At 69.0% G+C, this 24,100-nt stretch carries 18 protein-coding genes and 1 pseudogene; 9 read left to right on the top strand and 10 right to left on the bottom strand.

What is annotated here, in order from left to right; translation table 11 throughout:
* Window positions 1-75 precede the first annotated feature (75 nt).
* Window positions 76-453: pseudogene (locus tag WS91_RS31215) on the bottom strand (spore coat protein U domain-containing protein); the annotation flags it as partial.
* A gap of 58 nt (window positions 454-511) precedes the next feature.
* On the opposite strand from WS91_RS31215, the gene WS91_RS36580 reads away from it, so the two are divergent.
* Together WS91_RS36580 and WS91_RS31210 are read left to right on the top strand one after the other, a co-directional pair.
* Window positions 512-871 (top strand): hypothetical protein, encoded by a 360-nt coding sequence (locus WS91_RS36580; RefSeq protein ID WP_156432579.1) that lies wholly within the window; start codon window positions 512-514, stop codon window positions 869-871.
* 11 nt (window positions 872-882) lie between these two features.
* On the top strand, window positions 883-1,893 hold the full coding sequence (locus WS91_RS31210) for a Csu type fimbrial protein (RefSeq protein WP_059671663.1): 1,011 nt from the start codon (window positions 883-885) through the stop codon (window positions 1,891-1,893).
* A 69-nt stretch (window positions 1,894-1,962) separates the two neighbouring features.
* Here the strand turns inward: WS91_RS31210 and WS91_RS31205 are convergent, their stop codons facing one another.
* Window positions 1,963-2,775: a helix-turn-helix transcriptional regulator gene (locus WS91_RS31205; protein ID WP_059643671.1), complete on the bottom strand. Its 813-nt coding sequence runs from the start codon at window positions 2,773-2,775 to the stop codon at window positions 1,963-1,965.
* A 183-nt stretch (window positions 2,776-2,958) separates the two neighbouring features.
* Between WS91_RS31205 and WS91_RS31200 the strand changes: the two genes are divergently transcribed.
* Window positions 2,959-3,714 (top strand): class I SAM-dependent methyltransferase, encoded by a 756-nt coding sequence (locus WS91_RS31200; RefSeq protein WP_038751760.1) that lies wholly within the window; start codon window positions 2,959-2,961, stop codon window positions 3,712-3,714.
* A 654-nt stretch (window positions 3,715-4,368) separates the two neighbouring features.
* On the opposite strand, the gene ppc is transcribed toward WS91_RS31200, so the two are convergent.
* Window positions 4,369-7,353 (bottom strand): phosphoenolpyruvate carboxylase, encoded by a 2,985-nt coding sequence (gene ppc / locus WS91_RS31195; protein ID WP_038751757.1) that lies wholly within the window; start codon window positions 7,351-7,353, stop codon window positions 4,369-4,371.
* Window positions 7,354-7,685: 332 nt separating this feature from the next.
* On the opposite strand from ppc, the gene hemC reads away from it, so the two are divergent.
* From hemC to WS91_RS31180, 3 genes are read left to right on the top strand one after another with little or no spacing between them, the layout of a single operon-like run.
* Window positions 7,686-8,669, top strand: a complete 984-nt coding sequence (hemC, locus tag WS91_RS31190) for a hydroxymethylbilane synthase (RefSeq protein ID WP_038751752.1) — start codon at window positions 7,686-7,688, stop codon at window positions 8,667-8,669.
* Window positions 8,669-10,651 (top strand): fused uroporphyrinogen-III synthase HemD/membrane protein HemX, encoded by a 1,983-nt coding sequence (gene hemDX / locus WS91_RS31185; protein WP_059574741.1) that lies wholly within the window; start codon window positions 8,669-8,671, stop codon window positions 10,649-10,651. The genes hemC and hemDX overlap by 1 nt, the downstream gene beginning before the upstream one ends.
* Window positions 10,652-10,655: 4 nt before the next feature.
* A complete protein-coding gene (locus WS91_RS31180) occupies window positions 10,656-11,846 on the top strand; it encodes a heme biosynthesis protein HemY (protein ID WP_038751746.1) in 1,191 nt (396 codons plus the stop codon).
* A gap of 108 nt (window positions 11,847-11,954) precedes the next feature.
* On the opposite strand, the gene WS91_RS31175 is transcribed toward WS91_RS31180, so the two are convergent.
* From WS91_RS31175 to WS91_RS31165, 3 genes are all read right to left on the bottom strand, one after another.
* Window positions 11,955-13,262: an MFS transporter gene (locus tag WS91_RS31175; protein ID WP_038751743.1), complete on the bottom strand. Its 1,308-nt coding sequence runs from the start codon at window positions 13,260-13,262 to the stop codon at window positions 11,955-11,957.
* A 63-nt stretch (window positions 13,263-13,325) separates the two neighbouring features.
* The gene (locus WS91_RS31170) at window positions 13,326-14,084 is read right to left on the bottom strand and encodes an SDR family oxidoreductase (protein ID WP_038751805.1); all 759 of its coding nucleotides are present in this window, start codon (window positions 14,082-14,084) and stop codon (window positions 13,326-13,328) included.
* Window positions 14,085-14,194: 110 nt separating this feature from the next.
* On the bottom strand, window positions 14,195-15,634 hold the full coding sequence (locus WS91_RS31165) for an aldehyde dehydrogenase family protein (RefSeq protein WP_059671662.1): 1,440 nt from the start codon (window positions 15,632-15,634) through the stop codon (window positions 14,195-14,197).
* Between the two features lie 160 nt (window positions 15,635-15,794).
* Between WS91_RS31165 and ppa the strand changes: the two genes are divergently transcribed.
* On the top strand, window positions 15,795-16,322 hold the full coding sequence (gene ppa, locus WS91_RS31160; RefSeq protein ID WP_038751738.1) for an inorganic diphosphatase: 528 nt from the start codon (window positions 15,795-15,797) through the stop codon (window positions 16,320-16,322).
* A 58-nt stretch (window positions 16,323-16,380) separates the two neighbouring features.
* Here the strand turns inward: ppa and WS91_RS31155 are convergent, their stop codons facing one another.
* From WS91_RS31155 to WS91_RS31145, 3 genes are all read right to left on the bottom strand, one after another.
* Window positions 16,381-16,977 carry a GIY-YIG nuclease family protein gene (locus WS91_RS31155; RefSeq protein WP_038751735.1) on the bottom strand — a complete coding sequence of 199 codons (597 nt, stop codon included), beginning with the start codon at window positions 16,975-16,977 and terminating at the stop codon, window positions 16,381-16,383.
* Window positions 16,978-17,079: 102 nt separating this feature from the next.
* A complete protein-coding gene (locus WS91_RS31150; protein WP_059671661.1) occupies window positions 17,080-18,474 on the bottom strand; it encodes a DHA2 family efflux MFS transporter permease subunit in 1,395 nt (464 codons plus the stop codon).
* A gap of 755 nt (window positions 18,475-19,229) precedes the next feature.
* Window positions 19,230-20,408, bottom strand: a complete 1,179-nt coding sequence (locus tag WS91_RS31145; RefSeq protein ID WP_038751730.1) for a GNAT family N-acetyltransferase — start codon at window positions 20,406-20,408, stop codon at window positions 19,230-19,232.
* Window positions 20,409-20,563: 155 nt separating this feature from the next.
* On the opposite strand from WS91_RS31145, the gene WS91_RS31140 reads away from it, so the two are divergent.
* Together WS91_RS31140 and WS91_RS31135 are read left to right on the top strand one after the other, a co-directional pair.
* Window positions 20,564-22,267, top strand: a complete 1,704-nt coding sequence (locus WS91_RS31140) for an NAD+ synthase (RefSeq protein ID WP_059643686.1) — start codon at window positions 20,564-20,566, stop codon at window positions 22,265-22,267.
* Window positions 22,268-22,327: 60 nt separating this feature from the next.
* The gene (locus tag WS91_RS31135; RefSeq protein ID WP_004193987.1) at window positions 22,328-22,666 is read left to right on the top strand and encodes a P-II family nitrogen regulator; all 339 of its coding nucleotides are present in this window, start codon (window positions 22,328-22,330) and stop codon (window positions 22,664-22,666) included.
* Between the two features lie 344 nt (window positions 22,667-23,010).
* Here the strand turns inward: WS91_RS31135 and WS91_RS31130 are convergent, their stop codons facing one another.
* Window positions 23,011-24,099 (bottom strand): porin, encoded by a 1,089-nt coding sequence (locus WS91_RS31130; protein ID WP_038751802.1) that lies wholly within the window; start codon window positions 24,097-24,099, stop codon window positions 23,011-23,013.
* Window position 24,100: the final 1 nt, after the last annotated feature.

Genomic DNA, 24,100 nt, shown 5'->3' with positions numbered 1-24,100 from the left:
GGACGCAAAGCAACACAAGCAACCTTCATCGCCGCTCCAACTACCGGACAAGGTGCAATGTGAAACCTACTCCTTGCCCCACGGCGTCGAGTGTCCCGCGTTCTGATAGAGCTGGAAGCCGACCGTCGTGCTGGTGTTGCCGGACGCCGTGCCGGCGAGCAGGCGGCTCGAGACGCTCGAGCCGGACACGCTGCCCGGGTCGAGGCCGACGTTGTACGTCGTCGTGTTCGTGCAGGTGACGGACAGCGTCGTCTGCTGATTGACCGCCGACGCCAGCACGCCGGTCGTGCCGAACGACAGCGGGTTGGCGGAGATCGTGCAGTTGGCCTGGATCGTCAGCGAGACGTTGAAGGTGGCGGTGGCAGTCGCGGCCGATGCCGGACGAAACGACGGCGTGGCGACGAGGACAACGGCGGCGAGGGCCGACAACAGAGGGCGTTGAAGGACATGCATCGCAATCGCTCCGTAGCTATGGTTATTTTCCCGTCACTATTCCGCCGCAGGCATCGAAATGTCAGGTGCGCCGTTCAATGAGCGCGCGATAAGCCGAAGACATGATTTTTTTGCGTTCCTAACAAGCCTAGTCGACGATTTCATTCCCGGCAACGGGAAAATGCCGGTGAATGATCAGGAGAAAAGCCTACGTAACCGGTGCAATACACTTTCAGGCAATGACGGCAAAATTCGTGAAAGCCGCATGGCCGCCGGGCGGCGTTTTTCGGCCGGCGTGCAGTCGGCCGGATTCGGTCGGCCGGATTCGGATGAACGAATCCGGATGAATTCGGAATTTCCTCGCTGCGTGTCGGCGACGGTCGAGCCACTTTATGCCGTTCGCCGAAAATCGAATGGCGCGTGCCGATGGTTATACTGAAGCCGGTCCGAATGCTTGAGATACGTCAAAAAATGGCGATGACAAAATTCAGGCAGCGCGATTTGAAACAATGGCTGCTCGCGATGCTCGTTGCGTTGCTGATGGCGGGCCCGTGGAGCGCCGCACGCGCCGAGACGTGCTCGGTCACGACGCCCGCGCCGGATTTCGGCTCGGTCGACCCGATCACGCTCGCGGCCGTCACGACCACCGCGACGATGACCGTCACCTGTACGTGGTCGGCCGCCACGCTGACGCCCAGCGTGCTCGTTTGCCTGAATCTCGGCGGCACGCCGCCGCGCTATCTGACGAACGGATCGAACCAGATGCAGTACGACCTGTATCAGGATTCGGGCCACACGCAGAGCTGGGGCTCGACGTATTACGGCACGACGCCGATCTCGCTCACGCTCGTGAAGCCGGCGCTCAGCACGACCGCGAGCTCGAACGTCACGATCTACGGGCAGATCGCGGCGAACCAGCCGACCGTGCCGACGGTCGGCAACGCGAGCACCACCTATTCGCAGACGTTCGGCGGCACGCTGACGTCGCTCAACTACAGCTTCTACACGTTGACGCCGACGCCTTGTGCGTCGCAGGCATCGGCAGGTACGTTTGCATTCACGGTGAACGCGACCGTCGTCAACGATTGTTTCATCAACGCGACAAACGTGGCGTTCGGCTCGACGGGCGTGATCCAGAGCGCGCTGAGCGCGACGGGCACGATCAGCGCGCAATGCACGAACGGCGACGCGTTCCGGATCGCGCTGAGCGGCGGCGGCAGCGGCGACGTGTCGTCGCGGGCGATGCTGCGCACGGGCGGGGGCGGCGCCGTCAACTATCAGCTGTATCTCGACGCCGCGCATTCGACGATTTGGGGCGACGGCACGTCCGGCACGTCGACGGCGACGGGAACGGGGAGCGGCCTGTCGCAGTCGCTCACCGTGTACGGCCAGGTGCCCGTGCAGACGACGCCCGCGCCCGGCACCTACAACGACACGATCACCGCGACGATCACGTTCTGACGAACCTTCGCCCGGCGTCGCGCGACGCGGCTCGCGTTCGCATGCGCGCGCGGGCCCGGGTTCCCGCCGTCACGCGTGTTCCCGAACCAGCACGACGAGCTTCAGGTCTTCGCGATGCGCGGGCTTGAGCGTCATCTGCTGATAGACGACGCGGCCTTCGCGCGGATGGTCGAACGCGCGTTCGCCGCCTTCGCGCTCGCCGACGTCCTGCGACGCCCAGTAATGCGCGAACGCGTCGCTTTCGGCGAGCAGCGAATCGATCAGCGCACGGGTGGGCGCGTCGCTCAGATGGCGAATCGTGTCGGCGCGGAATTCTCCGACGAGCCGCCGCGCGCGCGTTTCCCAATCGACGATCAGCGCGCGCGCCGCGGGCGACGTGAACGTGAAGCGCAGCAGGTTGCGCTCGCCGCGCTCGCCGTCGAGCCAGCCGGTGAAGAGCGCGGCGGCCGCGTCGTTCCACGCGAGCGCGTTCCATTGGCGATCGAGCACGTACGCGGGCGTCGCGATGAGCTTCACGGCGGCGACGAGCGTTTCCGGCACGTCGGTCGCCGCGAACTCGGGCTCGGCCGGGTCGCGCTGCGCGGCGAGCTCGAACAGATACGCGCGCTCGGCGCGCGACAGCCGCAGCGCAACCGCGATGCGCGCGAGCGCGTCGGCCGACGCCGACACTTCGCGGCCCTGCTCGATCCACGTGTACCAGGTGGGACTCACGCCGCAGAGCTGCGCGACCTCCTCGCGGCGCAATCCCGGCGTCCTGCGCCGCGGGCCGGGCGGCAGGCCGAGCGCCTGCGGAGACAGCCGCTCGCGGTGCGCGCGGATGAATTCGCCGAGCGCGCGGGCGGGCGTGGAGTCGAGGGACGGTGGGGCGGACGGGCGGCTCATCTGGGTCGGGCGATGCGTGAGGGCGAACGGAAATACGGCGCTCCGATCGCCAGGCTGGTGGAGCGGATACCAGGATAATCGATTGTCTTGTACCGGTACAAATCGGGTTCTATTGTAGCGGCTCACGGCGGCCGATGCAGTCGGCCGGCCGTCTGCGATCCCCACGCGACAAGGAGTCAGCGCATGAAACATCACGATCAGGTCGCCGACGCGTTCGGCACGACCGCATCCGCCTATTTGACGAGCGCCGTCCATGCGACGGGCGCCGATCTCGACACGCTCGCCGCCGAGATCGCCGGGACGCCCGGCGCGCGCGTGCTGGATCTCGGCTGCGGCGCGGGCCACGCGAGCTTCGCCGCCGCGCGCGGCGGCGCGAAGGAGGTGGTCGCGTACGATCTCGCGCCGCAGATGCTCGCGACGGTCGAAGCCGCGGCGCGCGAGCGCGGCCTCGCGAACGTGCGGGTCGAGCAGGGCGCGGCGGAGCGGCTGCCGTTCGCCGACGCGTCGTTCGACTGGATCGTGAGCCGGATGAGCGCGCATCACTGGCACGACGTGCCGCGCGCGCTCGCCGACGCGCGCCGTGTGCTGAAGCTGGGCGGCCGCGTGCTGTTCGTCGACATCGCGGGCGCCGATCATCCGCTCGTCGACACGCATCTCCAGGCGGTCGAGGTGCTGCGCGACGCGTCGCACGTGCGCGATTACCGCGTCGACGAGTGGCTCGCGTCGTTCGCGCAGGCGGGTTTCGCGGCGCGGGTGCGGGCGCGCTGGCGCCTGCCGATCGCGTTCGACGGCTGGATCGCGCGGATGAGGACGCCCGACGTGCGCGCGAACGCGATCCGCGCGCTGTGGGCGGGCGCGCCCGATGAGGTGCGCGCGTACTTCGACGTGCGGCCGGACGGCTCGTTCGAGCTCGATGCGGTGATGATCGACGCGCGCTGACGCGGCGGGGCGGGGGATGGGCGGGGCGCTGGGAGATCGGGGAAGCCGGGACGGCGAGGCGTCGAAGTGTCGAAGTGTCGGAATGTCGAGGCGCCGGGCACCCTGCGCGGCGCGCGTCGATTGCTGGGAACGCGGTGCCGGGCGTTGAGATCTGAGCGTTGATAACCGATAACCGATAACCGATAACCGATAACCGATAACCGATAAGCGAGTGCTGGGAGCTGGGAGCCCAGGCCGAGCACCGAGCGCCCAGCCCAGCCGAGCCGAGCCGAGCCGAGTCGAACCGAACCGAACCGAACCGAACCGGACCGGACCGAACCGAACCGAACCGAACCGAACCAAGCGTGCAACGCGATACGCAGATCGCGATACGCCGAATCCTCGGCGCGCGGAGCCGCGCGACGTCAAGCCCGAGCACGCGAGAAAGCCGCGCGGCGCGCCCCTCGCGCGGCGCCGTTCCTTCCCGGCACGTGACCGAACAGCGCCGGCCCCACACGCCGATTGCAGGGCGCCAGCCGCGCGAAAGCCGTCCGGCGAACCAAGCGCCCCGAGCAAAAAAACGGCCGCGCACGTGCGCGGCCGTCACCGTTTCGACGTCGGCAAGCGAGCCTCGCGCACGGCACGGCGGCGCCCGCGCGCAAGGCCGCGCAGCGCTCAGCCGGTATTGCGCAGCCCGGCCGCGATCCCGTTGATCGTCAAGTGAATTCCGCGCCGCAGGCGCGCGTTCGTGTCGCCCGCGCGGTGCCGCTTGATCAGCTCGACCTGCAAGTGGTTCAGCGGATCGAGATACGGGAAGCGGTTCTTGATCGAGCGCGCGAGGAGCGGATTCGCGGCGAGCCGGGCGCCGCTGCCCGTGATCTCGGCGAGCGCGTCCGACGTGCGGTGCCATTCGGCGACGATCCGCTCGAACACGTGCTTGCGCAGCTTCTTGTCGGCGACGAGCTGCGCATAACGCGACGCGACCGCGAGATCGGTCTTCGCGAGCACCATGTCCATGTTCGACATCAGATGCGCGAAGAACGGCCAGGTCTTGTTCATCTTCTTGAGCAGCGCGACGCGCTTCGCGCGCTCGCCGGCGTCCTTCGCGCCGTCGAGATAGGCGGCCACCGCGCTGCCGAAGCCGTACCAGCCCGTCAGCAGCAGCCGGCACTGGCCCCACGAGAAGCCCCACGGAATCGCGCGCAGATCCTCGATCTTGCGGTTCTTCGGGTCCTGCAGCTTGCGCGACGCGGGCCGGCTGCCGATGTTCAGCTCGGCGATCTCGGTGATCGGCGTCGACGAGAAGAAGTAGTCGGTGAAGCCGGGCGTCTCGTAGACGAGCGCGCGGTAAGCGGCCATCGCGGCGTCCGACAGCGTCTGCATCGCCGCCTCGAACGCGGGCAACTGCTTCGGCGCGTTGCTGTGCGGCAGGAGCGTCGCCTCGAGCGTCGCGGCGACGACCGTCTCGAGATTGCGCCGGCCGATCTCCGGGTTCGCGAACTTGCTCGCGATCACTTCGCCCTGTTCGGTCAGGCGGATCTGGCCGTTCACCGTGCCGGTCGGCTGCGACAGGATCGCCTGGTAGGTCGGGCCGCCGCCCCGGCCGACCGTGCCGCCGCGCCCGTGGAAGAGGCGCAGCTTGATGCCGCGCTCGCTGAACAGATCGACGAGCGCGAGCTCCGCGCGATAGAGCTCCCAGTTCGACGTGAGGAAGCCGCCGTCCTTGTTGCTGTCCGAATAGCCGAGCATCACTTCCTGCTCGTGGCCCTGGTGCGCGAGCAGCTCGCCCAGGCCCGGCAGCGCGAAGAACTCGCGCATGATGTCGGGCGCGTTGCGCAGGTCGGCGATCGTCTCGAAGAGCGGGATCGCCATCAGGCCGTTGCGCGCGTTCGCATGCGGCGTGCCGAGCGTGCCTTCGAACAGGCCCGTCTCCTTCTGCAGCAGCAGCACTTCGACGAGGTCGCTCACCGTCTCGGTGTGCGAAATGATGTAGTTGCGCACCGCGCGCGGGCCGAACTGCGCGCGGATCGCATGCGCGCGCTCGAGCACGCCGAGCTCGCTCATCGCGAGGTCCGAATAGTCGAGATACGGCGAGCGCAGCGGCCGAGGGTCCGCCAGCGCCGCGAGCAGCACGCGCAGCTTGTCTGCTTCGGGCAGCGCCGCGTAGTCGGGCTCGACGCCGCCGCGCGCGAGCAGCTCGGCGATCACCGCTTCGTGGATGTCCGAGCTCTGCCGCAAGTCGATGCTCGCGAGATGGAAGCCGAACGCCTCGGCCGCGCGCATGAGCGGCGCGAGGCGCGGCGCCGCGAGCGATTCGCCGTGATGCACGGCGAGCGAATCGGTCAGCACGCGCAGGTCGGCGACGAATTCCTCGGCGTCCGCGTACGGCGTCGCGCGCACGGGCGCGGCGCCGCGGCCCGCGCTTCTCACGGGCACCGCGCCTTCGCCGAGCCGCACGCGCGCGCTCGCCGCGAGCCGCGTGTAGACGCCAATCAGCGCGCGGCGATACGGCTCGTCGACGCGGTGCGGCGACTGGTCGGGCGACGCGGCCGCGAGCGCCTTCAATGCGTCGCTCGCACCGACGAGCAGGTTCGACACGGAGAGCTCCGCGCCGAGCTTGTGCACCTGCTCGAGGTAATGCTCGAAGATCACCGCGGCCTGGCGGTTGATCGCTTCGTCGAGCGTCGCGGCGGTGACGTTCGGGTTGCCGTCGCGGTCGCCGCCGATCCAGCTGCCCATCTGGAAGAACGCCGGCACGCGCGCGGGCAGGCCGTGCTCGGCGAGCGCCTCCTCGATGTCCGCGTAGAGCGCGGGCAGCTCGTCGAGGAAGGTCGCGCGGTAGTACGACAGCGCGTTCTCGATCTCGTCGGCCACCGTCAGGCGCGCGTCGCGCAGCATCCGGGTCTGCCAGAGCGTCGTCACGCGCGCGCGCAGGAGCGCCTCGTTGTGCGCGAGCTCGCGCGTGGTGAGCGGCTGGTCACGCTCGGCGAGCAGCCGCGCGATGTCGTGCTGCGCGTCGAGAATGCTCTTGCGCTGCACTTCGGTCGGGTGCGCGGTCAGCACGGGCACGATGAGCGCGCCTTCGAAGAATCGCCGGATCGTCTTCGGCGACGCGTCGCCCGCTTGCCTGAGCTTGTCGAGCGCGTAGGCGACGGTGCCCGCCTGCGGCGCGGAGCCCGCGAGCGCGTGGATTCGGCGGCGGCGATTGTGATGGCGGTCCTCGGCGATGTTCGCGAGATGCGAGAAATAGCTGAACGCGCGCACGACGCTCACCGTCTGCTCGGGCGTGAGCTTGCGCAGCATCTTCTCGAGCGTCTGCGCGGCGGCCTTGTCGTCCTCGCGGCGGAACTTGACGGCGGTTTGGCGGATCGTTTCGACCACGTCGAACACGGCGTCGCCTTCTTGTTCGCGGACGACGTCGCCGAGCAGCCGGCCGAGATAGCGGATGTCCTCGAAGAGCGGGCGGTCCTTGTCTTCGCGCGTGCGGCCTTGCGGTTTCGCGTGCGCGGCGTTCGCCGGCGCGAGCGCTTGCGCGGCGGCGCCGTTCGGCTTGCGCGCTGTTTTCGCGGCGCGGCGGGCGGGGGTGTCGGCGGTCGCCGGGGCGTAGGAGGACGAGACAGCATTGCGGCGCGTCGCGCGCGCCGATCCGGAAGACTTCACGATTGATTTCCTTGGGAAAGCACGAGTGAACGGGAACTGCGGTCCAGCAACAGCGAGCGCGATCAAGCGGCGCGGCGCCGCGCGCTGCACGGTGCGTGACGCGCGTCGCGCGCGGCCTCGTCGGACGACGAAACCGGGCGACGCGGCGAGCGACGCGACGACTGCGGGCCGGGCCCGCGTGCGGACGCCGGATTCCGCCTCGAACCGAACGATCGTTCGGGATCTTGACGCAGACCGTGCGGGCCGTGCGCACCGGCCGTCCGGCGGGCGGAGGCGCAAGGCGCGCGTGCTACCATAGTCCGTTCCTAATCCCGTCCTTCGATGTCCCTGCAATGAACTCCGAGACTCTTTCGGCCGAGCTGCCTGCGACGCTGACGATCGCGTCGCGCGAGAGCCGCCTCGCCATGTGGCAAGCCGAGCATGTGCGTGATGCGCTGCGCAAATTATATCCAGCTTGCGACGTGAAAATCCTCGGGATGACGACGCGCGGCGATCAAATTCTCGATCGCGCGCTCTCGAAGGTCGGCGGCAAGGGCCTCTTCGTGAAGGAACTCGAGAACGCGCTCGCCGATGGCCGCGCGGATCTCGCCGTGCATTCGCTGAAGGACGTGCCGATGGAGTTGCCCGAAGGCTTCGCGCTCGCGGCCGTGATGAGCCGCGAGGACCCGCGCGACGCGTTCGTGTCGAACGACTACGCGTCGCTTGCCGAACTGCCCGCGGGCGCCGTCGTCGGCACGTCGAGCCTGCGCCGCGAGGCGATGCTGCGCGCGCGCCATCCGCACCTCGACGTGCGGCCGCTGCGCGGCAATCTCGACACGCGGCTCGCGAAGCTCGACCGCGGCGACTACGCGGCGATCATTCTCGCCGCCGCGGGCCTGAAGCGCCTCGGCCTCGCCGCGCGCATCCGCGCATTGCTCGACGCCGAAGACAGCCTGCCCGCCGCGGGCCAGGGCGCGCTCGGCATCGAGATCGCCGCGCGCCGCGCGGACGTCGCCGCCTGGCTCGCGCCGCTGCACGACGCCGCGACCGCGCTCGCCGTCGAGGCCGAGCGCGCTGTGTCGCGCGCGCTCGGCGGCAGCTGCGAGGTGCCGCTCGCCGCGCATGCGGTGTGGCAGGGCGACGAACTGCGCCTGACGGGCAGCGTGTCGACGACGGACGGCGCCCGCGTGCTCGTCGCGCGCGCGCAGGCCCGCGCCGCGACGCCCGCCGACGCGCTCGCGCTCGGCCGTGCCGTGTCCGACGATCTCGAGCGCCAGGGCGCGCGCGCGATCGTCGACGCGCTCGTCGCGGCGAGCGCGCAAAAGGGCGGCGCGTGATGGCGGGCGCGCCGCGCGCGTTCACGGCGGTGCTCACGCGCCCCGACGGACAATCGGCGGAGCTTGCCGCGCAGCTTGCCGCGGCGGGCCTCGACGTGCTCGACTTTCCGCTCATCGACATCGCGCCGCTCGCCGACGACGCGCCGCTCGCCGACGCGTTCGCGCGGCTCGATGCATACGCGCTCGTCGTGTTCGTGTCGCCGAACGCGATCGATCACGCGCTCGCGCGGCTCGGCGCGATCTGGCCGCATCCGCTGCCGATCGGCGTGGTCGGGCCGGGCAGCGTCGCCGCGCTCGCGCGGCATGGAATCGCGGCGGGCGCGCATCGCGTGATCGCGCCGCGCGAGCCGGACGACGGCGGCGGCGAGCCGCACTACGATTCCGAAAGCCTCTTCGCCGAGATCGTCCGCGCGTTCGACGGCGAGGCGAAGCTCGCCGGCAAACGCGTGCTGATCGTGCGCGGCGACGGCGGCCGCGAATGGCTCGCCGAGCGGCTGCGCGAAGCGGGCGCCGAGGTCGAGCTCGTCGCCGCGTATCGGCGCGTGAGCCCGGAGCCTTCGATCGGCGCGTGGGAGCGCGTGCATGCGCTGCTGTCGGGCGCGCCGCACGCGTGGCTCGTGACGAGCTCGGAAGGCGTACGCAATTTGCGCGAGCTCGCGCACGAGCATTTGAACGAGACCGAGATCGACGCGCTGACGCACGCGCAGTTCGTCGCGCCGCATCCGCGGATCGTCGAGACCGCGCGCGCACTCGGTTTTGATAGGATTACGCTGTCCGGCGCAGGCGATGAGCGCATCGTCCGCGCGTTTCGTACGTTGGCCGATCAGGCCGATCAACCGGCGACTGCCGCTCCGATGCCTTCTCGCATGACAGACACCAACGATACCAAAGACGTCTCTTCCAAACCGGCCGCGGCCCCCGTTGCGCCGCCGAATCAACCGTTTACGCCGTTTGAAACGAAAGAGCGGCGCAGCGGCTCGAGCGCGGCGCTGTGGTTCGTGGTCGCCGTGATCGCGGCCGCGGCGGGCGTCGGCGGCTATGCGCTGAACCGTAAGGTCGATCGCCTCGACCAGCACGCGGTCGAGCGGCAGAAGGCGCTCGACGCGCAGACGGCCGAGATCCGCACGAAGACCGATCAGGCGCTCGCGAGCGTGCATCAGGCCGATTCGCAGCTGTCGCAGCTCGAAGGCAAGCTCGCCGATGCGCAGACCGCGCAGACCGCGCTGCAGCAGCAGTATCAGGACCTGTCGCGCAATCGCGACGCGTGGATGATCGAGGAAGTCGGCCAGATGCTGTCGAGCGCGAGCCAGCAGCTCCTGCTGACGGGCAACACGCAGCTCGCGCTGATCGCGCTGCAGAACGCCGATTCGCGGCTCGCGTCGTCGCAGAGCGCGCAGGCCGTCGTCGTGCGCAAGGCGATCGCGCAGGACATCGAACGGTTGAAGGCCGCGCCGTCGGCGGATCTCACCGGGCTCGCGATCAAGCTCGACGACGCGATCGGGAAGGTCGACGCGCTGCCGCTCGCGGGCGAAGCGATCGCGCCGCACGCGCAAACGACGCCAGACGTCGCCGCGAACGCCGAGCAGGCGGCCGCGGCGGCGGGCGAGCCGCGCTGGAAGGCGTGGTGGCGCGGCTTCTCGGCGGGCATCGGCGCGCAGCTGAAGTCGCTCGTCGAAGTGCGCCGCATCGACCACGCGGACGCGATGCTCGCGTCGCCCGAGGAAGGCTACTTCGTGCGCGAGAACGTGAAGCTGCGCCTGCTGAGCGCGCGGCTGTCGCTCCTCGCGCGCAACGACGGCGCGATGAAGTCCGATCTGCATGCCGCGCAGGCGGCCGTCGCGCGCTACTTCGACGGCGCGTCGAAGGACACCCGGATCGTTCAGGATCTGCTCAAGCAGGTCGACGCCGCGTCGCTGACGGTCGCGGTGCCGAACCTCAACACGAGCCTGAACGCGGTTCAACAGTTCAAGAGCCGGGGTTGACGACATGACGCTGCGTGGAATCATTTGGCTCGCCGTGCTGTTCGCGATCGCCGCGGCGCTCGCGACGGTCGGCCGCTTCGACACCGGCCAGGTGCTGATCGTCTACCCGCCGTATCGCGTCGACGTGTCGCTCAACTTCTTCGTGCTCGCGATCATCGTCGCCTTCATCGTGCTGTATGCGCTGATGCGGATCGTGCGCAACGTGTGGCGGATGCCGCAGCGCGTCGCCGCGTATCGCGCGCGGATGCGCAACGAGCGCGCGCAGGCCTCGTTGCGCGACGCGCTCGCGAACCTGTACGCGGGCCGCTTCTCGCGTGCGGAAAAGGCCGCGCGCGATGCGCTCGCGGTCGACGCGAACCAGGGCGCGGCGAGCCTCATCGCCGCCGCGGCGACGCACCGGATGCACGAGTATGCGCGTCGCGACGAATGGCTCGCGAAGGTGAGCGGGCAGGAATGGCAGGACGCGCGCCTGCTCGCGACGGCCGACATGCGCGCGGACGGCCGCGACGCCGAGGGCGCGCTCGCCGCGCTCGCCGAGATGCAGGCGTCGGGCGGCAAGCGCATCCATGCGCAGCAGATCGCGCTGCGCGCGCAGCAGCAACTGAAGAACTGGGGCGAGGTGCTGAAGATCGCGAAGGCGCTCGAAAAGCGCGAGGCGCTGCATCCGGCCGCCGCCGTGCGTCTGCGCCAGCAGGCGGCCGAGCATCTGCTGCGCGATCGCCGGCACGACGCCGACGCGCTCCTCGAAGTGTGGCAGTCGCTGTCGGCCGCCGAGCGGCAGTCGCCGCGCCTCGCGGATCTCGCGGCCGAATTGCTGATCGCGCTCGAGCGCCGCCAGGAAGCGCGGCGAATCGTCGAGGACGCGCTCGCGCACAACTGGAACGCGCGGCTGCTGCGCCGCTATCCGGACACGGCGGGCTCCGACGCGCTGCCGCTGATCCAGAAGGCGGAGGGTTGGCGCCGGGAACGCCCGGAAGACGCGGACCTGCTGTTCGCGCTCGGCCGGCTGTGCCAGCAGCAGCAACTGTGGGGCAAGGCGCAGTCGTTCCTCGAATCGGCGCTGAAGCTCGCCGACGACGAGCCGCTCAAGATCCGCACGCATCGCGCGCTTGCGCGCCTGTTCGAGCATCTCGGCGAGACCGACAAGGCCGCGCAGCATTATCGCGAAAGCGCGCTCTCGATCACGGTCGTTTGAGCGTTCGCGCCGGGGCGTCGCCCGGCGCGCGGGCGGGACGCAAAGAAGACGGCGGCCTTGGTGGCCGCCGTTTTCGTTTTTGCCGGCACGGGCGCGCCGCGCGTCGAATCAGATGTCGACGAGCGCCTTCGGCACCGACAGCGCGAGCAGGCCGCCCAGCAAGAGGAACCCGGCGAGCATGTACATCCCGGCGTCGTTCGACGCGGTCGCCTGCTTGAGCCAGCCGACGAGGTACGGGCTCAGGAAGCCGGCCAGATTGCCGACCGAATTGATGATCGCGATGCCCGCGGCCGCGGCCGTGCCGCCGAGAAACGCGGTCGGCAGGCTCCAGAAGAGGGGCAGCGTCGTCAGGATGCCCATCGTCGCGATCGTGAGGCCGAGCATCGCGAGCATCGTGTCGTGCGCCCAGACGACCGACAGCACGAGCCCGAGCGCGCCCGCCGCCGCGGGGATCGCGAGATGCCAGCGCCGCTCGCGGCGGCGGTCCGCGCTGTGCGCGATCGCGAGCATCGCGACGACGGCCGCCGCATACGGCACGGCGGACAGCAGGCCGATCGAGAACGTGTCGGTCACGCCCGTCGACTTGATCAGCGTCGGCAGCCAGAAGCCGACGCCGTAGAGCCCCATCACGAACGAGAAATAGATGAGGCCCATCAGCCACACGCGCGGGCTCGCGAACACGACGGCGAGCGGCAGGTCTTCCTTGCGCGCGTCCTCGAGCGCGATGTTGCGCGTGAGGAGGGCCTTTTCATCGTCGTCGAGCCATGCCGCCTTCGCGATCCGGTCGTCGAGCGCGAACAGCAGCAGGATGCCGACGAGCACCGACGGCACGCCCTCGAGCAGGAACAGCCACTGCCAGCCGTGCCAGCCGTTCGCGCCGTCGAACGTCTTCAGGATGTAGCCGGAGATCGGGCCGCCGACGACGCCCGACAGCGCGACGGCCGTCATGAAGAGCGTGGTCATCCTGCCGCGGCGGTGCGCCGGATACCAGTAGGTCAGATAGAGGATCACGCCGGGGAAGAAGCCCGCTTCCGCGACGCCGAGCAGGAAGCGCATCGTGTAGAACATCGCGGGCGTCGACACGAACATCGTCAGCGCGGAGATGATGCCCCACGTGACCATGATCCGCGCGATCCACACCCGCGCGCCGACCCGGTGCAGGATCACGTTGCTCGGGACCTCGAACAGAAAGTAGCCGACGAAGAAGATGCCCGCGCCGAGGCCGTAGACCGCGTCGGACAGATGCAGGTCGGACGCCATCTGCAGTTTCGCGAAGCCGACGTTCACGCGATCGAGATACGCGACCACGTAGCAGAGCAGCAGCAGCGGCGCGAGCCGCCACGAGACCTTGCGGTAGGTTGCCGCCTCGAAGGCGGACGGCGGAGTCGGCGTGAACGCCGGCGCGGTGCTGGCCATGATGTCTCCTCTGGCACGTTTGAATGGCGGCAGGCGGGGTGGACCGCGGGCGGCGCGGCGCGTTCAGACGCAGCGGCCGCCGTCGACTTCGACGCACACGCCGGTGACGAACGCCGCGTCGTCGGATGCGAGATAGAGCGCCGCGTTCGCGATGTCCTGCGGCGTCGACAGGCGGCCGAGCGGGATCGTCGCGATGAAGCGCGCGCGGTTCTCCGGCGTGTCCGGCACGCCCATGAACTCGGCCGTGAGGCCGGTCTCGCCGAGCACCGGGTTCACGCAGTTCACGCGAATCCGGTCGGCTCCGAGCTCGACGGCGAGAGTCTTGCTCGCGGTGATCATCGCGCCCTTCGTGCTGTTGTACCAGACGAGGCCCGGGCGCGGCCGCACGCCAGCGGTCGACGCGATGTTGACGAACGCGCCGCCGCCCGCTTGGCGGAAGTACGGCACGAACGTCTGCACGCTCCAGAAGAGGCTCTTCATGTTGACCGCATACACGCGATCGAACTCGGCTTCGGTGACGTCGAGCACCGGCTTGTTGCGATGCGTGGTGCCCGCGTTGTTGACGACGACGTGCACGCCGCCGAACGCGTCGAGCGCGGCGTCGAGCAGCGCGCGCCAGTCGTCGCCGCGCGACACGTCGCCCGCGATGGCGAGCGCGCGGCCGCCCGCGAGCGCGATTTCGCTCGCGACGCGCTCGGCCGCCGCCGCGTTCAGATCGTTGACGACGACGCACGCGCCCTCGCGCGCGAACGTTTTCGCGATGCCTTCGCCGAAGCCCGAGCCTGCGCCCGTGACGACGGCCGTCTTGCCGCTCAACCGCATCGATTGTCTCCTGGATCTTGTCGTGAACGTTGCGAACGCGAACGCCGCCATGACGACGGCGGGCGGCGACGCGCGCTCGCGCGCTGTGCCGTGCGGCATTGCGCGCCCGCTCAGTCGTGCTTGAGCGCGATCGTCTTCAGCACGGTGAAGCCGTACAGCGCCTCGAAGCCTTTCTCGCGGCCGTAGCCCGAGCGCCCGGTGCCGCCGAACGGCAGCTCGACGCCGCCGCCCGCGCCGTAGTTGTTGACGAACACTTGCCCCGCGCGCAGCCGGCGCGCGAGCCGCATCTGGCGCGCGCCGTCGCGTGTCCACACGCCCGCGACGAGCCCGTACGGCGTGCCGTTCGCAAGCGCGAGCGCTTCGTCCTCGTCGGCGAACTTCATCGCCGCGAGCACCGGGCCGAACACTTCCTCCTGCGCGAGCCGGTGCGTGTGCGGGACATCGCGCAGCAGCGCGGGCGCCTGGTAGAAGCCCGTTTCGGGCGCGTCCGGCACGACTTCGCCGTGCGCGGCCATCACGATGCCGTCGTGCTGCGCGTCGGACAGGAAATCCCACACGCGCTGCTGCTGTTTCGCGCTGATGAGCGGCCCGCAGTCGAGATCGGCGCGGCCGGGGCCGACCTTCAGCCCGTTGAACGCGGTGGCGAGACGCTCGACGAGCGGCTCGTAGACCGCCCTGTCGATCAGCACGCGGCTGCCGGCCGAGCAGGTCTGGCCGGCGTTCTGCACGATCGCCGATACGAGCACGGGCAGCGCGGCGTCGAGATCCGCGTCGGCGAACACGATCTGCGGCGACTTGCCGCCCAACTCGAGCGTGACGCTCGCGTGGTGCTCGGCCGCCATCTGCGCGACGAGGCGGCCCGTGTCCGGCGAGCCGGTGAACGAGATGTGATCGACGCCCGGATGGCGCGCGAGCGCCGCGCCCGCTTCGTGGCCGTAGCCCGTCACGACGTTGAGCGCACCCGCGGGAAGCCCGGCTTCGGCCGCGAGCGCCGCGACGCGCAGCACCGACAGGCACGCGTCCTCCGACGGCTTGACGACGCATGCGTTGCCCGCGGCGAGCGCCGCGCCGACGCTGCGCCCGAGGATCTGCATCGGGTAGTTCCACGGCACGATGTGGCCCGTCACGCCGTGCGGCTCACGCAGCGTGAGCACCGTGTAGCCGTCGCGGTAGGGGAGCGTCTCGCCGTGCAGCTTGTCCGCCGCGCCCGCGTAGAACTCGAAATAGCGGGCGAGCGCGTCGGCGTCCGCGCGCGCCTGCGTGAGCGGCTTGCCGGTGTCGCGCGACTCGATGAGCGCGAGCTCCTCGCGGCACGCGGCGACGAGCATCGACAGCCGGTGGAGCATGCGTCCGCGCTCGGCCGCGCTCGCCGCGCCCCACGGGCCGCCGAACGCGGCGCGGGCCGCGTGGACGGCCGCGTCGACGTCGGGCGCCGTGCCGCGCGCGAGCCGCGCGAACGGCTCGCCGTCGGACGGATCGATCACGGCGATCGTCTCGCCGCCCGCGGGCGCCGCCCATGCGCCCGCGATGAAATGCTTCGCCTCTTCCATGCTCGCTCCCGGCTGCTCGGGCCGTGTCTGATCGTTGGCCGATTATCGGCCGAACGCGACGCAAGCGCCATCGGGCGATTGGCTATAATGCGCTTTCCATCGGAGGCGCCCGCGAGGCCGCCATCCGTCCCGATTCCCATCCGAACTTCAGAGAACGCTCATGAGCTTCAGCAACGTCCCGGCCGGCAAGGATCTGCCGCAAGACTTCAACGTGATCATCGAGATCCCGGCGCAAAGCGAGCCGGTCAAGTACGAAGCCGACAAGGAACTCGGCCTCCTCGTCGTCGACCGCTTCATCGGCACCGGCATGCGCTATCCGGTGAACTACGGCTTCATTCCGCAGACGCTGTCGGGCGACGGCGATCCCGTCGACGTGCTCGTCATCACGCCGTTTCCGCTGCTCGCGGGCTCGGTCGTCCGCGCGCGCGCGCTCGGCATGCTGAAGATGACCGACGAATCGGGCGTCGACGCGAAGCTCGTCGCGGTGCCACACGACAAGGTCTGCCCGATGACGGCGAACCTGAAGTCGATCGACGACGTGCCCGCGTACCTGAAGGATCAGATCAAGCACTTCTTCGAGCAGTACAAGGCGCTCGAGAAGGGCAAGTGGGTGAAGGTCGAGGGCTGGGACGGCATCGACGCGGCGCACAAGGAAATCACCGAAGGCGTCGCGAACTTCAAGAAGTAAGCGGCGCGACGGCGCTCGCCGCGGCGCCGTCCGGTTGCGCGAAACCGCGCGTGTCTCGTCAAGAGGCCGCGCGGTTTTGTTTGGTGCGCGTCCGCTGCGGGGCCGCCGCGCGGGCGGAACGCGCGCGCGCAGGCTCCGCTCTCCTTCCCGAAGTCGTCGGGGCCCCGGAAGACCCGGTCGCCGTCTGTTTCGATATTTTCGCCGCGTTTGGGGCCTTCTTCGGCTTCTTCGGCTTCGCGGCGCGATCCGCGGTAGCCGTGCCGCCCGTCGTCATCGCCGCGCCGATTGCGGTTGCGGCTTCGGCCGTCGCCGTTTCGGCGATGCCGGCTGCCGGCGCGGGTGTCGCGCAATCGCCGTCCGCGCGGCGTGTCGCGCCGGCGTCAGGGGCCGGCAGCACCGACGCGAGCGAGAGCGAGCCTCCCGCTAGCGCGCGCTTTTGCGTCGGCGTCAGCCGTTTGACCCAATATTCGGCGCGCGACGCGCTCGAGCGATCGGCGAGCTCGAACGACGCGAGCACGGCCCTCGGCTTGCGCGCGCGCGTGTAGCGCGCGCCCTTGCCTTGCGCGTGCTGCGAGAAACGTGCGGCGACGTCGGTCGTGATGCCGGTGTAGACGCTGCCGTCAGCGCATTCGATCAGATACAGATACCAGGACATGAAGGGCGGCGTGATGCGAAGCCGCCAGTGTCGCAGAAATTGCGCGGCGCGAGCGCGCGATTCGCCCGTCGGTTCATCCGGCGGCCGCCCCCGGTCGCGCGGCTAGCGGTGCGCGACCGCGTGGCCGGGCCGCGTGCGCGTCGCGGGCGCTTCCTGGATGCGCCGGAAGATCGCCGCGGACACGAGCGTCACCACGCCGACGCAAACGAAGCTCAGCTTGAAGCCGAGCAGCGACGAGCCGGTCTGCTCGCCAAACAGGCTCGTGAGCCCGCTGCCCACCGACGCGCCGAGCCCCATCGACAGCATCTGCACCATCGAATACAGGCTGTTGCCGCTCGCCGCGTCGCGGTGCGGCAGGCCTTTCAGCGTCACGCTGTTCATTGCCGCGATCTGAATCGAGTTGATCGCGCCGAAGATCGCAATCAGCGCCATTTCGGCGACGAGCGGCGTGTCGGGGCCGATCGCCGCGAACAGCGCGATCACGGCGCCGACGATCAGCGTGTTGACGAACAGAAACGTGCGATAGCCGTAGCGGCGAACGAGCGGCGCGATCCACGGCTTCGCGATCACGCCCGCGATGGCGGCCGGCACGAGCATGAGCCCCGAGCGCAACGGAGAATAGCCGAATTCGAGCTGCATCATCAGCGGCAGCAGGAAGGGCGTCGCGCCGATGCCGATCCGCGAGACCAGGTTGCCGGCGAGGCCGACAGCGAAGTTCGGTTCGCGAAAGAGTTCGAGCCGGAAGAGCGGATTCGCGCGCCGGCGCGCATGGGCGACGTACATGATCGCCGCGGCCGCGGCGATCGTGGTCACGCCGAGGGTCCAGTCCGTGTAGCCGCCGTCGGACAACGCGTCGATCGCGAGCGAGCCGGCGATCATCGCGCTCGACAGCAGCGTGTAGCCCGTGTAATCGAACGGCGGAGGATCGATCGGCTCGTCGCGCGGCATGTAGCGGTGGACGGCGACGAGGCCGACCGCGCAGATCGGCAGGTTGACGAGGAACACCCAGTACCACGACATCGACTGCGTGAGCCAGCCGCCGAGCGTTGGGCCGAGGATCGGCCCGATCTGGCCGAAGATCGACACGAACGCGAGCGCGGCCACGTATTCGTCGCCGGGCACACCGCGCAGTACCGCGAGCCGGCCGATCGGCAGCAGCATCGAGCCGCCGATGCCTTGCAGCACGCGGGCGACGACGAGCTGCGTCGCGCTCGTCGCGGCCGCGCAGCAGAGCGAGCCGAGCGCGAACACGACAATCGCGACGAAGAACACGCGACGCGTGCCAAAGCGATCCGCGAGCCAGCCGGACGCGGGCGTGAGGGTGGCCATCGTCAGTGTGTAGGCGGTGACGACGCCGTGCATCGAGAGCGCGTCCTGGCCGAGCGCGTGGGCGATCGACGGCAGCGCCGTGTTGACGATGGTCGTGTCGACGGACTGCATGAAGAACGCGGTGGCGACGATCCATAGCAGCGTCGTTCGGGAAGAGGTGTTGGGCATGAGCGCGGACCGATGAGTTGGGTGCGTCGCGCCTGGCGCGCGCGACGCAAGCCCCGCCGCCTCGGGCGGCGCGCAGCGCTTGCCCGAGATCGTCGGGGGCGTTGGTTAGTGGGCGCGCGTGTCGAGGCGCGTGGCGGGCGGCAGGCCGGCGGCCGGAGCGGCGCCCGCCGCGCGGGCCGCTCGGCGAGCGCCGAGGGGCGGGAAGCCCGATGGCTTGCGCCGCCGCGCTGGTTTCGCAGACGCCATTTCAAACGGCGTTTCGGGACTGATATAGGGCGATAAGAATGGCCGGCGCGTGCCGTTTAGAATCGGCAGATGGAATGACATCATTTAATACTCCTAATTGATAATCCGCATGAAGATTCTCAACCAAAAGATCAAAATGTCTCCCCATCCTCTCCGACCGCGTCAGGCGGTGCGCCGAAGGGTGAAGCTAGCGGGTGGCCTTGGAATATGAGTGTTTTTATCGATTTTCAGAATATCGAATCCGAAAATCAGAAACAGGGACGAAAGCGAATGAAATCCGCCTCTCTCTATTTCGGTGCGCATTAAGCGCACCGAAAGTCTAGGGGGTTTTGTGTGAATATTGCAACCGAATAATCTTTCAATTTCCGATTTGGAACGAATGATAATCAAATATCTCGCATAACCTGTTGAGGGAAATGAATGGCGATGCCGTTTGGGAGGCCGGCGCGCCGCGCTCGCGCGACTGCCGGCCGCGGGACGAGGCGCACGCCGCGGGCATCGCGTCGTGGTCAGCGTTCGCCGTCCCTGAACGGATTGTGCTCGCGCAACTCGTCGACGTAGGCGTGAATCTGGTTCGCCTCCTGCGAGAGGAAGCGGCCCACCGCGTCGGCGAACGCCGGATGCGCGAGCCAGTGCGCGGAGCGCGTGACGGTCGGCATGAAGCCGCGCGCGAGCTTGTGCTCGCCTTGCGCGCCGCCTTCGAACGTGTCGAGCCGCTCGTCGATGCAGAATTCGAGCAACTGGTAGTACGCGGTTTCGAAATGCAGGCACGGCACGTGTTCGAGCGCGCCCCAGTAGCGGCCGTACAGCGTGCCGCCGCCCGACGCGTCGCGCTGGTACACGGCGAGCGCGCTCGCGATCGGCCGGCCGTCGCGCTCGGCGATCACGAGCAGCAGGTTCTCCGGCATCGTCGCGCCGATCTCGCGGAAGAAATCGAGAGTCAGATACGGGCTCGAGAAGTGCTCGCGGTACGTCTGGCGGTAGCAGCGCGCGAAGAAACGCCAATCCGCGTCGGTCGCGTCCTCGCCGCGCACGCGCCGGAACGTGACGCCCGCTTGCGCGACCTTGCGGCGTTCCGCGCGGATGTTCTTGCGCTTCTTCTGCTCGAGCGTGCCGAGGAACGCGTCGAAATCGCGGTAGCCGTCGTTGAGCCAATGGAACTGCACGCCTTCGCGCAGCATCATCCCCATGTCGGCGAGCGTGCGCGCCTCGTCTTCGGTCGGAAACAGCACGTGCAGCGAAGACACCTCGCTCTGCTCGGCGAGCGCGACGAGCGTCGCGGCGAGCCGACGGCGCGCGTCGTCGTCGACGGCGAGGAGCCGGCTGCCCTGCACGGGCGTGAACGGCACCGCGCACAGCAGCTTCGGGTAATACGGCAGCTCGTTGCGCTGGTATGCGTCGGCCCACGCCCAGTCGAACACGTATTCGCCATACGAATGGCGTTTCGCGTAGACGGGCGCGGCCGCGACGAGCGCGCCCGTCGCGGCGTCCGCGAGCGTGACGAAGCGCGGCGTCCAGCCGGTGTCGTCGACCGCGCAGCCCGCGCGGTGCAGCGCGCTCAGGAAGGCGTGTTTCAGAAAGGGCGTCGGGCGCGGCGCGCGCGCGACGAGCGCGTCCCACTCCGCGGCGCTTGCGTCGAGCGGAGACGACAGGATGCCCATGCGATAATCGCAGCGTTCGTGTTTCAACGATCCGAATCCGTTTCTTTAGTGGCCGGTTGTACCTGTCAGTACCCGTTCGTACCCGTTTGCACCGTCGGCCAGGCGCGCTGTCGCGCCGGCCGGCCGTGCGTTTGATCAAAGCTGTTCGCGCCGCGGCCCGAGGAGGCCGCGCTGATCCCGTGATGAAGACGACCCGTATCGCACTTGCCCAACTCAACGTCACCGTCGGCGATTTCGCCGGCAACGTCGCCAAGATCGTCGCCGCCGCACGCGCCGCGCACGACGCCGGCGCGCAGCTTCTGATCGCGCCGGAACTCGCGCTGTCGGGCTATCCGCCCGAGGATCTGCTGCTGCGTCCCGCGTTTTACGCGGCGTCCGACGCGGCGCTCGCCGCGCTCGCCGCGCAACTCGCGCCGCTCACGGGGCTCGCGGTGCTCGTCGGCCATCCGCTGCGCGGGACCGGCGCGGGCGCGCCAAGCGCCGATGGTAATGCAAACCGCGCGATCGAGCGCGGCGTCGCGCCCGTCGACACGTACAACGCGGCGTCGCTCATCGTCGGCGGCGAGATCGTCGGCACGTACCGGAAGCAGGATCTGCCGAACACCGAGGTATTCGACGAGAAGCGCTACTTCGCGACCGACGCCGCGCCGTACGTGTTCGAGCTGAACGGCGTGAAGTTCGGCGTCGTGATCTGCGAGGACGTGTGGCACGCGTCGGCCGCGCAGCTCGCGAAGGCCGCGGGCGCGCAGGTGCTGATCGTGCCGAACGGCTCGCCGTATCACATGAACAAGGAGGCGGTGCGCATCGACATCCTGCGCGCGCGGATTCGCGAGACGGGCCTGCCGATGGTCTACGTGAACCTCGTCGGCGGCCAGGACGAGCTCGTGTTCGACGGCGGCTCGTTCGTGCTCGACGGCGCGGGCGAGCTCGTCGCGAAGATGCCGCAGTTCGAGGAAGGCCACGCGATCGTCGAATTCGACGGCGCCCGGCCGCTGCCCGCGCGCATCGCGCCGGCGCTCTCGGTCGAGGCGCAGGTGTATCGCGCGCTCGTGCTCGGCGTGCGCGACTACATCGGCAAGAACGGTTTTCCGGGCGCGATCATCGGGCTGTCGGGCGGCGTCGATTCGGCGCTCGTGCTCGCGGTCGCGGTCGACGCGCTCGGCGCCGGGCGCGTGCGCGCGGTGATGATGCCGTCGCGCTACACGGCCGACATCTCGACGACCGACGCGGCGGACATGGCCAGGCGCGTCGGCGTGCGCTACGACGAGATCGCCATCGCGCCGATGTTCGACGCGTTCCGCGCGTCGCTCGCCGCCGAATTCGCGGGCCGCGCGGAAGATGCGACCGAGGAGAACATCCAGGCGCGCATTCGCGGCACGCTGCTGATGGCGCTGTCGAACAAGTTCGGCTCGATCGTGCTGACGACGGGCAACAAGAGCGAGATGGCAGTCGGCTACTGCACGCTGTACGGCGACATGGCGGGCGGCTTCGCGGTGATCAAGGACATCGCGAAGACGCTCGTCTACCGGCTCTGCCACTACCGCAACGCGGCGGCCGAGTACGGCAAGCCCGACATCATTCCCGAGCGAATCTTGACGCGCGCGCCGTCCGCGGAGCTGCGCGAGAATCAGACCGACCAGGACAGCCTGCCGCCGTACGACGTGCTCGACGCGATCATGCGGATGTACATGGAAGAGGACCGGCCGCTCGCGGACATCGTCGCGGCAGGCTATTCGGAGGCGGACGTGAAGCGCGTCACGCGGCTCATCAAGATCAACGAGTACAAGCGCCGCCAGGCGCCTGTCGGCATTCGCGTCACGCATCGCGCGTTCGGGCGCGACTGGCGCTATCCGATCACGTCGCGCTTCACCGAGAGCATCGACTGACGCGGCGCGCGGCGTAGAATCGGCGGACGACTTTCATTCATTCGACGCAAGGGGCACATCATGAAACGCATCACCGCCATCATCAAGCCGTTCAAGCTGGACGAAGTGCGCGAGGCGCTCGCCGAAGTCGGCCTGACCGGGCTCACCGTGACGGAAGTGAAGGGCTTCGGCCGCCAGAAGGGGCACACGGAGCTCTATCGCGGCGCCGAGTACGTGGTCGACTTCCTGCCGAAGATGAAGATCGAAGTGGTCGTCGCGAACAATCTCGTCGATCAGGTGATCGACGCGGTGATCGGCGCGGCGCGCACCGGCAAGATCGGCGACGGCAAGATCTTCGTGTCGGACGTCGAGCGCGTGATCCGGATTCGCACGGGCGAGGAGAACGAAGCGGCCGTTTGACGCCCCGGATGCGCGCGGCCGCCGGTGCGGCGGGGCCGGGCGGCTTCGGCCGCGCGAGGTCGCCGCCGAGGAGTTCGCCCGCGCATCGCCCGCAGCGCCCACAGCGCCCGCAGCGCCCATAACGCTTGCAACGCGCGCACGGTGTTCGACGCCGCGCCGCGCGGATATCGGCCGGCGCGCCGATCGCGCAACATACGCCGCGCAGCGCGCCATGCGCTTTCATGCGTATCCGCGCACGCGACACAAATAAAAAAAACGGTGCGACACCCCAAGGTATCGCACCGGTACGCGCCTCTCGCAGCAGCGTGAAAAGACTATCGGTTCGAATGATCCAGCGCGTGTGCTTAGAACAGGTGCTGGATGCCGGCGTACACGCCCGTCTGGTTGCCGCCGAACTTCGGGTTGCCCGTGGAGATGTCGGTGCCGGCCGGGTTCGCGTTCAGGCCGAAGTTCGCGGTCTTGCTGTTGCGCACCGTCGCGACCTGCACGTCGAGCAGCGTGCGCTTGGACAGGTTGTACGAGCCGCCGACCGTGTAGATGTTCGCGTTGCCGCCGCCGTGGTTCGCGTTCACGTGATAGACGGCCGCGATCAGCGCGGCGGCGGGCGTTGCCTGCCACGTCACGCCGCCCCAGACTTGCTGCGTCGTCGTGATGCCGTTGTTCACGGCCGGGCCGCCGTCCGCGTGCGATGCCTGGTACGCCGCCTGCAGCTTGAACTGGCCGAGGAACACGTTCACGCCGGCGAAGTATTCGCGCGAGTAGTTGAACACGTCGTCGAGCTTGCCGTTGGCCGGATCGCGCGCTTCGTCATAGAGGCCGCGGATCTGGAAGAGCGACGTCGTGTAGGTCAGTTGCAGGCCCGCGCTGCGGCCCTGGCTCGTCGAGCCGTTGCCGTTCCAGTTCGTCGCGTTCGACAACGCGTATTGGCCGTAGACGTCGAAGCCGTAGAGCTTCGGCGATTGATACGAAATGTTGTTGCTGGTCTTGTTCCAGTTGCGGCCGCGCACGAGCGACGCCGTCGACCACGACGACTGCCCGAACGGGTCGAAGTCCCACACGCCGTTCGCGATCGCGAGCTCGCGGCCGAGCAGCAGGGTACCGTATGCGTCGTTGGAGATGCCGATCGTCGCCCAGCGATTCCAGAGGCTGCCGCCGCCCGGGCCGTTGCCGTTCATCGTGTCGAAGCTGCCTTCGAGCTGGAACACGATCTTGTTGCCGCCGCCGATGTCCTCGGAGCCCTTCAAGCCCCACAGGCTCGTGCCCCAGTCGCCGCTTTCCGCGCGCCAGCGGCTCGTGCTGCCGCCGTTCGCGCTCGGCAGGCCGTTCATGTATTCGATGCCGGCGTCCAGACGGCCGTACAGCGTCACGCTGCTTTGAGCGTGAGCCGCCACTCCGGCAGTCGCCAGTACTGCCGCGAGCATAACTTTCTTCATC

It is taken from the genome of Burkholderia sp. MSMB1498 (assembly GCF_001526245.1).
In the GTDB taxonomy this organism is placed as follows: domain Bacteria; phylum Pseudomonadota; class Gammaproteobacteria; order Burkholderiales; family Burkholderiaceae; genus Burkholderia; species Burkholderia savannae.
This window is presented reverse-complemented; position numbering and strand designations above follow the sequence as displayed.

Excerpts from the sequence above, each read along its gene's own strand:
- WS91_RS36580 (WP_156432579.1), top strand. The coding sequence starts at position 512 with ATGTCAGGTGCGCCGTTCAATGAGCGCGCGATAAGCCGAAGACATGAT.
- WS91_RS31210 (WP_059671663.1), top strand. The coding sequence starts at position 883 with ATGCTTGAGATACGTCAAAAAATGGCGATGACAAAATTCAGGCAGCGC.
- WS91_RS31205 (WP_059643671.1), bottom strand. The coding sequence starts at position 2,775 with ATGAGCCGCCCGTCCGCCCCACCGTCCCTCGACTCCACGCCCGCCCGC.
- WS91_RS31200 (WP_038751760.1), top strand. The coding sequence starts at position 2,959 with ATGAAACATCACGATCAGGTCGCCGACGCGTTCGGCACGACCGCATCC.
- hemC (WP_038751752.1), top strand. The coding sequence starts at position 7,686 with ATGAACTCCGAGACTCTTTCGGCCGAGCTGCCTGCGACGCTGACGATC.
- hemDX (WP_059574741.1), top strand. The coding sequence starts at position 8,669 with ATGGCGGGCGCGCCGCGCGCGTTCACGGCGGTGCTCACGCGCCCCGAC.
- WS91_RS31180 (WP_038751746.1), top strand. The coding sequence starts at position 10,656 with ATGACGCTGCGTGGAATCATTTGGCTCGCCGTGCTGTTCGCGATCGCC.
- WS91_RS31175 (WP_038751743.1), bottom strand. The coding sequence starts at position 13,262 with ATGGCCAGCACCGCGCCGGCGTTCACGCCGACTCCGCCGTCCGCCTTC.
- WS91_RS31170 (WP_038751805.1), bottom strand. The coding sequence starts at position 14,084 with ATGCGGTTGAGCGGCAAGACGGCCGTCGTCACGGGCGCAGGCTCGGGC.
- WS91_RS31165 (WP_059671662.1), bottom strand. The coding sequence starts at position 15,634 with ATGGAAGAGGCGAAGCATTTCATCGCGGGCGCATGGGCGGCGCCCGCG.
- ppa (WP_038751738.1), top strand. The coding sequence starts at position 15,795 with ATGAGCTTCAGCAACGTCCCGGCCGGCAAGGATCTGCCGCAAGACTTC.
- WS91_RS31155 (WP_038751735.1), bottom strand. The coding sequence starts at position 16,977 with ATGTCCTGGTATCTGTATCTGATCGAATGCGCTGACGGCAGCGTCTAC.
- WS91_RS31150 (WP_059671661.1), bottom strand. The coding sequence starts at position 18,474 with ATGCCCAACACCTCTTCCCGAACGACGCTGCTATGGATCGTCGCCACC.
- WS91_RS31140 (WP_059643686.1), top strand. The coding sequence starts at position 20,564 with ATGAAGACGACCCGTATCGCACTTGCCCAACTCAACGTCACCGTCGGC.
- WS91_RS31135 (WP_004193987.1), top strand. The coding sequence starts at position 22,328 with ATGAAACGCATCACCGCCATCATCAAGCCGTTCAAGCTGGACGAAGTG.
- WS91_RS31130 (WP_038751802.1), bottom strand. The coding sequence starts at position 24,099 with ATGAAGAAAGTTATGCTCGCGGCAGTACTGGCGACTGCCGGAGTGGCG.